We start from the raw sequence: 14,434 nt of genomic DNA on the forward strand, positions 1-14,434 counted from the left end.
TTGATACCAGCCTTAGTCGTTAGCCACTCAACCTCATTCTATGTTTATGGGCTATTGTGTACTGGCTGTGCTTGGTATTAAACGAATCGAAAAGATGGAGCCGTACTTTGAAATTCAACACACTCGCCTTGACTATGCTAACTGCGCTTCTTGCAGGTAAGAGCATGGCAACTACTCCGCCATCACCAGTTTGGCATACTATTGCGTTGAGCGATGGTACCTCTAGTGAGGCAATTTTACGCGGCACTGCCGATTTCCACTGGTTTGAAGATAAACAAGGTAATGCCTTGGTTCATGAAGATGGCATTTGGTTTTTTGCACAGATTCAGCGCGAGTCAGACATCCCAACGTTACGCTCGACGGGTGTTGCTAAAACTCAATCGAGTGATGCGCCTGAATCGGCGAAGTTTCGCCCGGATCTACAAGTTAAGCCGCAGTTATCTTCTCTAAAAACCATTGAACCGATGGCGCGCCAAAATCTATTGCGTTCGGCGCAAGGTTATCAGGCGATGAGTAGCTCATCGGTGAAGCAACAACCACTGTTAGTTGTGCAAGTCTCCTTTGATGACCAAGCAATGGTGCATGACTTCGAACAACGTGTGTTTAATACCGATGGCCAAAGCGTTGTCGATTATTTTGATAAAAACTCTCAAGGGAAATTCAAAGTTGTCCCTGCGATTGAGAGTTATGGTGCCGCGAATGATGGTGTGATCAATGTGACCGTGGCGCAAAGCCACCCAAATTGCCACTCTAGCTCAACTGACAAGACTTGCACTGCCAAGTTGAATGCGGTCTTCACCGAAGCGTATCAAAAACTGGATCCGTACTTTAATCTTTCGGCTTACGACAGCAATCAAAATGGTACCGTAGAACCGTCAGAGTTGTCAGTGATGTTTATTTTTGCTGGTGGCGACCGTTCAACCGGATTCCTTGATCGCCCTTCTATTTGGCCGCATAAATTCTCTCACGATGATGTGGCCCTAGATGGCAAAAAAATTGCCGATTATTGTGTGTTTGCTGACTACCAAGTTGATCATCAAGCGACGTTAGGCGTGATCGTACATGAGCTTGGCCACTTAATGCTTGGCTTGCCGGATTTGTACGCAAGGAACAGTGATGCTTCGATCGGTTCTTGGGGCGTGATGGGCGGTGGTTCATGGGCACAGAAACCGGGAGACTCATACGCAGGAGACACGCCAGTGAACATGAGTGCGTGGAGCAAACACGCCGCTGGTTTCGTAGTACCAACGATCACTCATGAAAGCCTGATGCCTATTTCCGTGAACAACGACGATTTCAAACTGGTGTATCTCGACCCATACTTGAAAGAGTTTGGCCCACGCGTTTATTTGGAAAACCGTACCTTTAGCGGTTACGACCGAGCATTGGCGGCAGAAGGCATACTAGCGACGTCGGTTAATGTCCAAAATCGCTTTAACGATGTTGGCGCGATGCAGGTTCAAATCATGCAGGCCGATGGTCTGAATGAGTTAGAACATGATGGAAGCAGTGATGCCGGCGATTTGTATCCTAATGGTGGCAATGTCATTTCAGATACATCGACCCCGGGTCTGAGAGCGATCGCCGGGTTTGATACTGGGGTTCGTATTTCCAACATTGCCAGCAACACCAACGGTGGTAGTTTTTCTCTTGAACATACAAACGAACCAAATAAATCAGCATGGCTGAACTCTCTTCACCAAGGTTATGTGTACGCGAGTGGGAGTAACACTCTGGCGGTGTCACTGGACTTGAATAGTGATACAGAGCTTGATGGCCTTCAACTTTACGCGCAAAGAGATAGCGCTCAAAGTGACATGACTTATCGAGTTTGGCGATTCCCATTTTCTGGAAACATTGGCTATCGATTAATATTGAATCAGAACAATGCTGAACTTTTACAGCAAGGTAGCTTCCAAAAGCCATCCCGAATTTTATTCCCTCAACCGAGCCAATTAAGTGCGGGTCAGCACCTGTTAGTAGTGGAATTAGAAGGCGGTGAATTTGAATCGAACTTTGACTTTGGCCGCTTACTAAAATCTGAAAAATCATCCCTGCCTGTAATGTGGACTGGTAATTACAATGAGATAGGTACGTTTGGTTTAGAGCAAGCCGGGTTCTCTTATGTTCCGTTTGCAGCACTCTTGAATGTGGAGGCGAACAACATTGTTGAAGCGAAAGCTGACTCACTGCAAACCGATAAGAATACGCCAATCGATCTGAACTTGATGGACAATGATTTCATGGCCATAGGGTATCAGTTCAATGTGGACATTGTGCAGAAGCCTGAGCATGGCACTATTTCTGGCAACCAATACCAACCTGACGCTAACTTTGTTGGTTTGGACAGCTTCCAATATCGTTTGCTGTCTACGGATGGCGTGTATTCGTCTTCGGTTGTGAGCGTGCAGGTCGAAGTACTTGGTAGTAATGAAGCACCAAAAGCGCTCATCGATGTGGATAGCCAGGAGATTACTGCTGGACAGAAAGTAACGTTGTCGGCGGCAAACAGCACAGATGCGGATGGCGATGTGTTGAACTACCGATGGGAGCAATTGGCTGGTACTTCAGTTTCTATCGGAAATTCGACCAGTGCTACGGCAAGCTTTACAGTGCCTCAAGGTATAAAAGCGGGTGAGGTTCTGACATTCCGTCTAACCGTTACTGATCCAAGTAATGAAACCTCCAGTGCTACCGTCAATTTAACCATGCAAAACGCAGCGCCAGTCACGCTAGCAGATACGGCGACCGTTGCCGTTGGTGAAAGCATTGTGATTGATGCTGCTGGCAATGATTCGGATGAGAACGGCGATAAACTGGTTGTAGAAAGCGTACAGAACCTAACGGGCGTGGGAAGTGCGAGTGTAGAAAATGGCAAAATTCGTTTTCAAGCTCCGGATAGTGCGGTTGATAACATCAAGCTGCAATACACGGTTTCAGATGGCAACGGTGCTACCGCAATGGGAGAAGTGACTGTGACGGTTGTCGCTTCCTTGAAAACAACGACATTCAAGAACTCTGAAGGTAGCGGCAGTGTTTCTTATTGGGCTCTGATGTTACTCGTTGCATTGGGCTGGCGACGCCGCGTCTAAAACGATATCGAATTACGGTATAAGCCACTCACATTGAGTGGCTTATTTTTTGTGCCTGTTTTACTTCCTAATACTTCTCATTATCTTATGAGATGTGTTTCTCATTATTTTTAAAGCGATTTTTCTATTCAGCGGTTACCCTATGGGCAGATTTTCATAAATTAAGGATGTTGTATGTCAACCGAGGACTTTTCTGTTTCGGCAATATGCCGAGAAGCAGCAGTGATGGTCAGAAGGAACCTACTCGCAATTGTCATTGCTTGTATTCCATTGATCATCGTGCACTCAATTTTTGTGTTTATGTATCCTGAAATGACGGGGCAAGATCAAGCGAACGCTCAAGAAGGAAACATCGCGGGATTTTATTTCGTCACAATCATTTTATACCCACTTGTTGCCGCGATGGCGGCTGTGCGTGTACACCGAATTTATTTGGTTGGCGATTACATGCACTCAGCGTTGGATGTATTTCGCTTGTCAGCCAGAGAATTCCGTTTCATTGGCTGGTGGATATTATTTGGGTTGATGATGATGCTCGTCATTGGTATTCCCATCTTTGTGTTGTCGTTTCTCTATATTGCAGAAAGCGGTGAACCCGATTTTGTCGCCATGGCGTTTATCACAACGGTTGCAAGCATTCCAGGCTATTGGGTTATGGCGCGCTGGTCATTTGTATTGCCTGCGACCGCAATGGATCATCAGCCGCGCAGCTTGCGTCGTTCGTGGAACCAAAGCAGACCATACAACAAACAAGTATTCATTTTGATGGGCTTAATTCCATTGGGCGCGGGATTGCTCAGTCAGCTTATCTTTAGCCACTTTACTAACCTCTTCATGCTGAGTCTTGTGGGTGTTGCCTATGGTATTTTCGGTGCGTACCAGTTGGCTTTGTTATCGTTGAGCTATAAAACGGTCGTGGACATTGAACGCGCTCGTTTTGATACACCATCAGAGCCACCAAAAACGGGTGAAGAGTTTTCCGCTTAATCATTTGATCGCTTTTACATACCACTTCCGTTTGTGAGGTGGTATGCAGCGGGTTAACACCTTCCTATCGCCTTCGCTTTATTCACGCAAAATACCCATGCCCATTTCATGGCTGAATGACAGTGACGTTCACACGTATACTGACAGCAGTACTTCTTTTTATTAAGGAACCCCACATGTCCATTTGGCAACGGGTCAGTTTCACCCATCGCTTTAGTCAATTACCGTCAGCTTTCTATACTTTGGTCGAGCCGCAACCCTTGGATAATACTCGTTGGGTCGCTTGGAATGGTGAGTTTGCGCAGCAGTTTGGTTTACCAGCAAAGCAAAGCGATGAGCTATTGGCGGTTTTTTCTGGGCAAAGCGAATTCGAACCGTTTCGCCCTCTGGCGATGAAATACGCAGGACATCAGTTTGGCGTTTACAACCCAGACTTGGGCGATGGACGTGGATTGCTGTTGGCGGAAATTGAGCATCAAGATGGCACTTGGTTTGATCTTCACCTCAAAGGCGCGGGGCTAACCCCCTACTCGCGAATGGGGGACGGCAGGGCGGTGTTGCGCTCAACCATTCGTGAGTATCTATGTAGTGAAGCCATGGCGGGGCTTGGGATCCCGACGACTCGTGCTCTTGGCATGATGGTCAGTGACACGCCGGTTTATCGCGAGAAAACAGAATTCGGCGCAATGTTGATTCGTATGGCGGAGACCCACGTGCGTTTTGGCCATTTCGAGCATTTTTTCTATACCAATCAATTGGCAGAGCAAAAGTTGCTGGCGGACAAAGTGATCGAGTGGCATTTTGCTGATTGTGCATCGGCAGAGAAGCCATACGCTGCAATGTTTGGTGAAATTGTTCAGAAAACAGCGGACATGATTGCTTATTGGCAAGCGTATGGGTTTGCTCATGGGGTAATGAACACCGATAACATGTCGATCCTTGGTCAAACGTTTGATTACGGCCCGTTTGGTTTTCTTGATGATTATGAGCCGGGATATATTTGTAATCATTCCGACTACCAAGGCCGTTATGCATTTGACCAACAGCCAAGAATTGCGCTTTGGAACCTATCAGCACTCGCGCATGCGCTATCGCCACTCGTTGAGCGAGAAGATTTAGAAGCGTCGTTGAGCCAATTTGAAGTCCGGTTGAGTCAGCAGTTCAGCCGCCTAATGCGTGAGAAGTTGGGTTTAAAAACCCAGATCGCGGAAGATGGGCGTTTATTTGAAGCAATGTTTGAGCTCCTTCACCAAAATAACACGGATTACACTCGCTTCTTTAGAACGCTTTCAAATCTTGATACTGATTCTTCTCAATCCGTAATCGACTTGTTTCTCGACCGAGAAGCTGCGCGAGCTTGGCTTGATCTGTACTTAGCTCGATGTGAGCTAGAGGTTGATGAACTAGGGGGCCTGATTTCAGCCGAACAGCGTTGCGAACAGATGCGTCAAGCCAATCCCAAATACATCTTGCGTAACTACTTGGCTCAGTTGGCGATTGATAAAGCGGAAGAAGGGGACTTTAGCGAATTACACCGATTGGCCGAACTGTTAAAGCGCCCATTTGATGAGCAGCCCGAGTTTGATGATTACGCGAAATTGCCACCAGAATGGGGGAAGAAAATGGAGATAAGCTGTTCTTCATAAATGGGTCATTTCCCACCCATTTGAATCTTTTTCTTGGGTGGAATTCACTCGTTATACTCTGTGTTCATGTTAATGGGCTTTGTTAATTTATTGAAATACATATGAATTTTAACATGGTCCATTAATTGCTCTTTGTTGAACATCCGTACCCATCGCCTAACACCTAGTTATTCATGGACGGGATGGGATGTGATTCAACAAGGAGAATAATAATGTTTAAGCCTCTAACTCTACTATCTGTCTCTGCGCTTGCTGTAACGAGCTTTAACGCTGCCGCGAATTGTGACCCAGGTGAAACGGTCATCAAGTTCAGCCATGTAACGAACGCGGACAAACACCCAAAAGGTATTGCGGCTTCGTTACTTGAAAAACGCGTTAACGAAGAGATGAACGGTAAAGTCTGTATGCAGGTGTTTCCGAACTCAACGCTTTACGATGATGATAAGGTGTTGGAAGCACTACTAAATGGTGATGTTCAACTCGCTGCACCTTCTCTTTCTAAGTTTGAGAAATTCACCAAAAAGTACCGCCTTTTCGATCTGCCTTTCTTGTTCGACGATGTCGACGCTGTTGACCGCTTCCAAAACTCTGAAGCCGGTGAAAAGCTGAAAAACTCAATGAAACGACGTGGTCTACAAGGTATTGCGTTTTGGCATAATGGCATGAAGCAAATGTCAGCCAACAAGCCGCTCATTTCTCCAGCCGATGCTGAAGGGCTTAAGTTCCGTGTTCAAGCTTCGGACGTTCTCGTTGCTCAGTTTGAACAGCTAGGCGCAAACCCGCAAAAAATGTCATTCAAAGAAGTGTACGGTGGCCTGCAAACTAAGGTTATTGATGGTCAAGAAAATACTTGGTCAAACATCTACGGCAAAAAGTTCTTCGAAGTTCAAGATGGCATTACGGAAACGAACCACGGGATTCTGGATTACCTAGTGGTGACGTCAAACGACTTCTGGAAAAACTTACCAGACGATCAGCGCGAGCAGCTAAACACAATCATCCAAGAGGTGACAGCGCAGCGTAATGCTGAGTCGACCAAAGTGAACCTGGCGAACAAAAACAACATCATCGAAGCTGGTGGTGTAGTTCGTACGTTAACGCCAGAGCAGCGCCAAGAATGGGTCACTGCACTTCAGCCAGTATGGAAGAAGTTTGAAAAAGACATTGGTTCTGACCTAATTGAAGCCGCTTTGGCTTCTAACCAAAAATAATAACGCCTAGCACGCTTAGCCCTCTCGATTAGAGGGGGCTCTTTTCCCCTACAGACGACGTGATGTAATTATGGAACAGACTTTTTTTGCCAAGGCTGGACGAATCACCGATGCCATTGAAGAGACTTTGATTGCTTTCTTCTTAGGTGCCATGACCTTGTTAACCTTTGCCAATGTCATCTTTCGTTATGTCTTTAACGACAATATTCTTTGGGCGCTTGAGCTCACCGTCTTTATGTTCGCATGGATGGTGTTGGTCGGCGCTTCTTACGGTGTGAAAAAACACTTTCATATTGGTGTTGATGTGATTATCAACATAGTGCCAGAGGGCAAACGAAAAGCCTTGGCGTTATTCGCTGCAATATGCTGTTTAGCCTTCTCTATTTTGCTTTTAATTGGCTCTTGGAACTACTGGTATCCGTTCGCCACAGACCGAGCGTGGTATGAAACGGATGATATTCCAATGCCGGAAATGCTTCAGTTTATGGCGGATTGGTTAAACGAGGGAGAGCGTTACGAAAAGCTGCCACGTTTTATTCCTTATTTCGCTTTACCGCTTGGTATGGCGTTGCTAACGCTGAGATTTGCTCAGGCAACATGGCAAATTGCTACCGGAAAGCTCGACCGACTGATTGCAGGGCATGAAGCGGAAGAAGAGCTAGAGGCGCTTCAAGAAGAGATGAGTGATGCCGGTGATCTTATGGCTCCAAAGGCCTCAGACAATTCTAAGAGCAAGGAGCAATAAGCCATGGATATCTTATTTCTATTTTTGATGGTGATTGGCTTCATGCTCGTCGGCGTGCCAATCGCAGTTTCTCTGGGTCTTTCCAGTATTCTTTTCCTTTTGATTCATTCGGATGCGTCTTTGGCGTCTGTTGCTCAAACGTTGTTTAATGCATTTGCTGGACACTACACTCTATTAGCAATTCCATTCTTCATTTTAGCTTCAAGCTTTATGTCGACAGGTGGTGTAGCGAAACGGATCATTCGTTTCGCGATTGCGATTGTAGGCTGGTTCCGTGGTGGTTTAGCGATGGCTTCGGTTGTCGCGTGTATGATGTTTGCCGCGCTGTCAGGTTCATCTCCAGCAACGGTTGTTGCCATAGGTAGTATCGTTATCGCAGGTATGATCAAAAACGGTTACTCAAAAGAGTTTGCGGCCGGCGTAATTTGTAACGCAGGTACCCTAGGGATTTTGATTCCGCCATCTATCGTTATGGTGGTTTACGCTGCCGCGACCGATGTGTCAGTTGGACGCATGTTTCTCGGTGGTGTGATTCCCGGTTTGCTAGCGGGTGTCATGTTGATGATAGCGATCTATATTGCTGCCCGTATTAAGAACCTGCCAAAACAACCATTTGTCGGTTGGAAAGAGACGTTTGATGCAGCTAAGGATGCAAGCTGGGGCTTGTTGCTGGTGGTGATCATTCTCGGTGGTATTTATGGCGGTATTTTCACCCCAACAGAAGCCGCTGCAGTTGCTGCTGTGTACTCGTTCTTTATTGCCAACTTTGTATACAAAGACATGGGGCCATTTGCAGACAAGAAAAACACTAAACCTGCGCTCGTTAAAATCTTCCAAACCTTCGTTCATAAAGACACCAAACACACGCTGTATGAAGCGGGTAAACTCACCATAATGCTGCTTTTCATTATTGCCAATGCGTTAATTTTGAAGCACGTTCTCACGGAAGAACGCATCCCGCAAATGATCACAGAGTCGATGATGTCAGCTGGTCTAGGACCAATCACCTTCTTGATTGTGGTGAACGTATTGCTGTTGATTGGTGGTCAGTTTATGGAACCATCAGGCTTATTGATCATTGTTGCACCACTGGTGTTCCCGATTGCGATAGCACTGGGGATCGACCCAATTCACTTAGGTATTATGATGGTGGTGAATATGGAGATAGGTATGATAACACCACCTGTTGGGCTTAACTTGTTTGTTACTGCAGGTGTCGCCAAAATGTCGATGATGAATGTAGTAAAAGCCGCACTGCCATGGGTGGCGGTGATGTTCCTATTCCTCATTATTGTAACGTACGTGCCATGGGTGTCGACTTGGTTACCAACCACCTTGATGGGGCCAGAAATCATCACTAAATAATGGCACCAGATATTTGAAGAAAAGCAAAAGAGGTGTGATGATTCACACCTCTTCGTCTATGGGTTTGTAGCTAGGCCTACGAGGGTCTGGGTGGACTCGCCGCTCGTAGCTTCGCCACTTCTTTTTATTCTTGCGCCGCTCCTCGCCTGAACGCCTCTCTTCTTGATATTGCCCGTCTACCATCACGGTATCTGTAATGATCGGTATTCTCACTTTCTCGTTCATATCCGTAACAACCATGATGAATCAATTATTAAAAATTATGATTCAAGTTGGATATAATACCAATCCTTGAGAATCGTTTTATTTATAGAGTTCTTTATCTATTTGATAGCGTTGCATTTTGTCATACAGAGTTTTTCGAGGCACATTCAATTGTGCCATTGTCTGTTTAATACTGCCGTTATTTTCCAGTAGTGCACCTTCAATGGCTGCTCTCTCGAACTCTGCTACTTGTTCTGCAAGACTTGAAGAAGGCTTGGCAACCGGAGTCGATTCTCCTAACTGAATTAATTTACCCAATAGCACGAAACGCTCTGCTGCATTTCTTAGCTCGCGAACATTGCCTGGCCAGTCATGGTTCATCAGTTGGGCGAGGTCGTGGGATGACAAGCTAGGAGAGCTTTTACCGTAACGTGAAGCCGCTACCAATAGGAAATGATGGAAGAGGGCAGGGATGTCTTCTTTCCGTTCACGCAGTGGCGGGAGATCTAAGGTAACCACATTCAGTCGATAGTAAAGATCTTGGCGAAAGGTTCCCTCTTCAGCAGCGCGTTTCAAATCGACTTTGGTGGCGGCAATCACTCGAATATCTAAGGGCAAGAGTTCATTCGAGCCGACACGCTCAATCACACGCTCTTGCAGTACTCTCAGTAAACGGATTTGGGCTTGGATTGGCATTGACTCGATTTCATCCAAGAAAAGTGTACCGCCTTGAGCAAATTCAAACTTACCGATACGGCGGCTTTCTGCGCCAGTAAATGCGCCTTTTTCATGCCCGTAGAGTTCGCTCTCAATCAAATTCTCTGGTACTGCACCACAATTTACTGCGACAAAGTTTTGGTTCCGTCGAGAGCTTTGCTCATGCAAAGAACGGGCGATTAACTCTTTACCTGTACCAGTTTCGCCAAACAATAAGATATCTGCATCAGTATCGGCGATGTGAGCAATGGTTTCGCGTAACATTTGAATGCTAGACGTTTCTCCGATAACACGAGGTCCGAGCGTTTTACTTGCCTTGAGAGACAGGCGTAACTTCTCGTTTTCAACCGTTAATTGGCGCTTCTCAATGGCGCGCTTGACGGTTTCAACTAGGTGCTCAGGTGGGAATGGCTTTTCGATAAAATCATACGCTCCTTGGTGTAACGCATTAACCGCCATTGAGATATCGCCATGACCAGTAATCATAATCACGGGAAGATGGGTGTCTTTGCGCACAAGGGTATTCAGTAAATCCATCCCTGAAATACCGGGTAAGCAAATATCGGTAATCACCACACCTGGCTCGGCTCCCTGCTTAATGGCGAGTAAGGCAGATTCAGCGTCTGGAAAGAATGTGGCATCGATATCTGCCAATTCAAACGTTTGTTCTATTGCCAGTCTAAGATCGGCTTCATCATCAATAAAAAACACCTGACACATGATCTCATCCTTTTGATTGTTCTGTGTTGTTAGGAGCGATAGGTAAACACAATGAAAATCGAGCTCCGCCTTGTTCTCGATTTTGGGCACATAATCTTCCGTTCATACTGGCTAAGATTTGTTGCGAGATAGAGAGTCCTAAACCTAACCCATTTTGTTTGGTAGTTAGGAAAGGCTCACATAAGTCCGAAAGTGAGAAATCTCCAAGCCCAGGACCATTGTCATCTACATGAATCCAAACCAAACCGGCATGTTCGTCTTGCTCTATGGATAACTGTACTTGTTTGTCTTGTTGCTCTTTGAGAGCCTCTATCGCATTGGTCAGTAAATTAACCAACACTTGTTCAAGTTGAATGATATTGATCTGAACTTCAACATCGTGCTCTGGTACCTGCGTTTCTAGCGTGACACGTGCAGATTTAAGTGCGGGTTTCATCAGCTCTTTGACTGAGGCAATTACTGGAAACAAACGAGATTGAGCCAGCTCGTTTCCACTGGTTTTTTTAGCGAAAGAACGAAGCTGCTGACTGATGTTTGCCATACGATCAGTGAGGGCTGAGATGCGAGTTAGATTATCTTCCACTCGCTCATATTTTTCTTTTTGGAGGAACAGCTTGCCGTTTTCAGCAAAGCTGCGAATGGCCGCAAGTGGATTATTCAGTTCATGACTGATACTGGCTGACATTTGCCCCAATACTGCTAGTTTCGCAGCTTGAACGAGTTCGTCTTGCGTTAGGCGAAGTGTTTGTTCGGTTTCAATTCTCTGGGCGATTTCTGCTTGCAATTCTGCGGTGCGAGCCATGACTTGATATTCAAGTTTTTGATTGGCCTCTTGCTGAATTCTCTCAAGTTGTAAGTGGCGTTGTTGACGGTGATAGATGAGCTGGCCAATTAAAAACAACACTGTGAATGCAAGAGTAAGTACAAAAATGTAACCCATAGTGAGCCAGACGATAGACTGCTTGGGAGATAGTACACGGATGGTCAGCTTGAGCTCTGGTAGGGGCAACGAAGAGACCACTAAGGTCCCTTTGTTATATGGGTAACCTTGTTTTAGCTCAGAATGCGTTTCCTCCACATTGCCCACCAGTCCTAGAGTTTCAATTGGCTCATCAAGGTATTGTCGGCTTGCCCAAACTTGTTTTCTTTCATTCTCAGTCAGTGGTTGTAAGCTTTTGAGTAGCCAATCGCTTCGGCTGCTCATGAAAACAATCCCGTGCGGATCGCTCGCGACGAACACACTATTTGGCTGCTGCCAGTTGTCTTCTATCTTACTCAAGTCCATCTTAACCACGACCACACCAAGGACGCCGCCCGCGTATATGATCGGATAAGAATAGTAGTAGCCACGCTTACCCGAAGTCGAACCCAGCGCGTAGTATTGGCTTCGTTCCCCAACGATTGCTTGTTTGAAATAAGGGCGGAACGCAAAATTTCGTCCAATAAAAGATCGCTCTTTACGCCAGTTGCTGGCCGCGACCGTCGTACCCCATTGATCGATTAAATAGGTATCTGCCGCTTCAATCACGTCATTAACGGATTCTAAATACCGATTGGTGAGTTCCAGTTGGGCACTGTTATTTGGATGCAGTAACGCTTGATGGAGAGGGTCATCTTTAGCCAGAAGATTAGGGATATGGGCGTATTTATCGAGTTTGTTTTTAATATGACTAGAAAATTGCTCAAGTTGGGACTGGTGTTTATCAAGCAATGATTGATAACTAGTCTGCCAAACCCAATGACCACCTATGATTGCGCAAAGGAAATAGAAGGCAAAAAAAGTCAGCAGAATCCGGTTTTTTTGCGACATCCTTACACTCCTTAAACCTTTCCTTTGGTCACGTAAGAAAATGTTAATAGTTTGTAGGGAGGATTAGGGATTTAGTTTTCAACTCTGTGGAGTAAAACAAGAGCAAGATCTCTTTTTAGGCTTTTCGATAAAAAAACCGGTCGATTCTCTTGAAAAAGTCGCTATTGTCCCCATTCTAGATATGCTGACGATACTTAGAAGGTGTTTGAATCGCATTTTTGAAGAAAAAATGGGTCAGCATTCGAGAATTTAGCGCAGACAATGTCCACATAGTGGCTATTGGCTCGACAGGGTTGCGACAGATCGCTAGAATGTCGCGTCTAAAAATTCTGTCCTGAGGCTAATAGGAGATACCTTTGGTAATTTTATCGAAGATATCACTGATTAGTCCGGTACTGACAAACAGTATCGATACTCGATTTAAATTAGGTGTTCGGACAGAACACTACACAAGGATGAAGCGTAAGCTCCGCTGAGTTTCGCTCATACGCTCGGAAAACCGAGCCACTTTAGAGGTTTATATATAATGCAAGTTACTGTTGAAACGCTAGAGGGCCTAGAGCGCCGTCTAAACATTACTGTTCCAGCTGCAAACATCGAAGACGCTGTAACAGCTGAACTACGCAACATCGCTAAAAACCGTCGTTTCGATGGTTTCCGTAAGGGTAAAGTGCCTCTAAAAATGGTTGCTAAGATGTACGGCAAAGCAGTACGTCAAGACGTTCTTGGTGAAGTTATGCAACGCCACTTCATCGAAGCTATCGTTAAAGAGAAAATCAACCCAGCTGGCGCTCCAACTTTCGCTCCTGTAGAAAACAAAGAAGGTTCAGACCTAGTTTTCACTGCAACTTTTGAAGTTTACCCAGAAGTTGAGCTTAAAGGCCTAGAAAACATCACTGTTGAAAAACCGCTAACTGAAGTTAAAGACGCAGACGTAGAAGAGATGATCGATACTCTACGTAAGCAACAAGCTACTTGGGTTGAAGTTGAAGAAGCAGCAGAAGATGGCAAACGCGTAAGCATTGACTTCGTTGGTTCTATCGACGGTGAAGAATTCGAAGGCGGTAAAGCTGAGAACTTCCCTCTAGAAATGGGCGCTGGTCGCATGATTCCTGGTTTCGAAGACGGTATCGCAGGTAAAACTGCAGGTATGGAATTCGACATCGACGTGACTTTCCCAGAAGATTACCACGCTGAAAACCTAAAAGGTAAAGCAGCTAAGTTCGCAATCAAAGTGAACAAAGTTGAAGCTCGTGAACTACCAGAACTAAACGACGAGTTCGTTGCTAAGTTCGGTGTTGTTGAAGGCGGTGTTGAAGCACTTAAAGCTGAAGTTCGTAAAAACATGGAACGCGAGCTTAAGCAAGCTGTTAAGAACCGCATCAAAGAGCAAGCGATTGACGGTCTAGTTGAGCAAAACGACATCAACGTACCATCAGCGCTTATCGAACAAGAAATCCAAGTTCTACGTCAACAAGCTGCACAACGCTTCGGTGGTAACCCAGAAGCTGCTGCTCAGCTTCCACGTGAACTGTTCGAAGAACAAGCTAAACGTCGCGTAGTAGTTGGTCTTCTACTAGGTGAAGTAATCAAGTCTGAAGAGCTAAAAGCGGACGACGAGAAAGTTAAAGCTCTAATTGAAGAAATGGCTACTGCATACGAAGATCCATCAGAAGTTATTGCTTACTACGAGCAAAACGAAGAAATGATGAACAACATGCGCAATGTAGCTCTAGAAGAGCAAGCAATCGACGCGATCATCGCTAAAGCACAGGTTTCTGAGAAAGAAGTAGGCTTCAACGAGCTACTTAACCAACAACAACCTGCTGCTTAATAAGCAATATCTTGCGTAGAAGGTTGACTTAACGTTAACTATTCTGCTAACAATGGTCCGTATGATAGTCATCATCCGGGCCATTTATTTTAGGGACATAAGA

10 protein-coding genes are annotated in these 14,434 nt (G+C 45.5%); 7 read left to right on the forward strand and 3 right to left on the reverse strand.

The features are described from left to right. Positions 1–107 precede the first annotated feature (107 nt). The 6 genes from J8Z23_RS04605 to J8Z23_RS04630 all read left to right on the forward strand — a co-directional run bounded on the left by J8Z23_RS04605 (position 108) and on the right by J8Z23_RS04630 (position 9,046). Positions 108–3,092, forward strand: a complete 2,985-nt coding sequence (locus J8Z23_RS04605) for a M6 family metalloprotease domain-containing protein (protein ID WP_301659165.1) — start codon at positions 108–110, stop codon at positions 3,090–3,092. A 174-nt stretch (positions 3,093–3,266) separates the two neighbouring features. Then, on the forward strand, positions 3,267–4,079 hold the full coding sequence (locus J8Z23_RS04610; protein WP_005390499.1) for a hypothetical protein: 813 nt from the start codon (positions 3,267–3,269) through the stop codon (positions 4,077–4,079). A gap of 176 nt (positions 4,080–4,255) precedes the next feature. Continuing rightward, positions 4,256–5,725, forward strand: coding sequence for a protein adenylyltransferase SelO (locus J8Z23_RS04615; protein ID WP_256951270.1), 1,470 nt, complete (start codon positions 4,256–4,258; stop codon positions 5,723–5,725). Between the two features lie 212 nt (positions 5,726–5,937). Beyond that, entirely contained in the window at positions 5,938–6,936 is a 999-nt protein-coding gene (locus J8Z23_RS04620; RefSeq protein ID WP_005390503.1) for a TRAP transporter substrate-binding protein, read from the forward strand. Between the two features lie 70 nt (positions 6,937–7,006). Beyond that, positions 7,007–7,681, forward strand: a complete 675-nt coding sequence (locus tag J8Z23_RS04625) for a TRAP transporter small permease (RefSeq protein WP_005390505.1) — start codon at positions 7,007–7,009, stop codon at positions 7,679–7,681. Positions 7,682–7,684: 3 nt separating this feature from the next. Continuing rightward, on the forward strand, positions 7,685–9,046 hold the full coding sequence (locus tag J8Z23_RS04630) for a TRAP transporter large permease (protein ID WP_047009484.1): 1,362 nt from the start codon (positions 7,685–7,687) through the stop codon (positions 9,044–9,046). A 42-nt stretch (positions 9,047–9,088) separates the two neighbouring features. Here J8Z23_RS04630 and J8Z23_RS04635 read toward each other — a convergent pair whose 3' ends face one another. The 3 genes from J8Z23_RS04635 to J8Z23_RS04645 all read right to left on the reverse strand — a co-directional run bounded on the left by J8Z23_RS04635 (position 9,089) and on the right by J8Z23_RS04645 (position 12,497). Next, the gene (locus J8Z23_RS04635) at positions 9,089–9,271 is read right to left on the reverse strand and encodes a hypothetical protein (RefSeq protein WP_041853050.1); all 183 of its coding nucleotides are present in this window, start codon (positions 9,269–9,271) and stop codon (positions 9,089–9,091) included. A gap of 78 nt (positions 9,272–9,349) precedes the next feature. Further along, positions 9,350–10,687, reverse strand: a complete 1,338-nt coding sequence (locus J8Z23_RS04640) for a sigma-54-dependent transcriptional regulator (protein WP_005390512.1) — start codon at positions 10,685–10,687, stop codon at positions 9,350–9,352. A gap of 4 nt (positions 10,688–10,691) precedes the next feature. Further along, the gene (locus J8Z23_RS04645; RefSeq protein WP_065645431.1) at positions 10,692–12,497 is read right to left on the reverse strand and encodes a sensor histidine kinase; all 1,806 of its coding nucleotides are present in this window, start codon (positions 12,495–12,497) and stop codon (positions 10,692–10,694) included. 526 nt (positions 12,498–13,023) lie between these two features. Between J8Z23_RS04645 and tig the strand changes: the two genes are divergently transcribed. Next, positions 13,024–14,331, forward strand: coding sequence for a trigger factor (gene tig, locus J8Z23_RS04650; RefSeq protein WP_005390526.1), 1,308 nt, complete (start codon positions 13,024–13,026; stop codon positions 14,329–14,331). Positions 14,332–14,434: the final 103 nt, after the last annotated feature.

Source organism: Vibrio sp. SCSIO 43086 (assembly GCF_051132235.1).
In the GTDB taxonomy this organism is placed as follows: Bacteria; Pseudomonadota; Gammaproteobacteria; order Enterobacterales; family Vibrionaceae; genus Vibrio; species Vibrio diabolicus.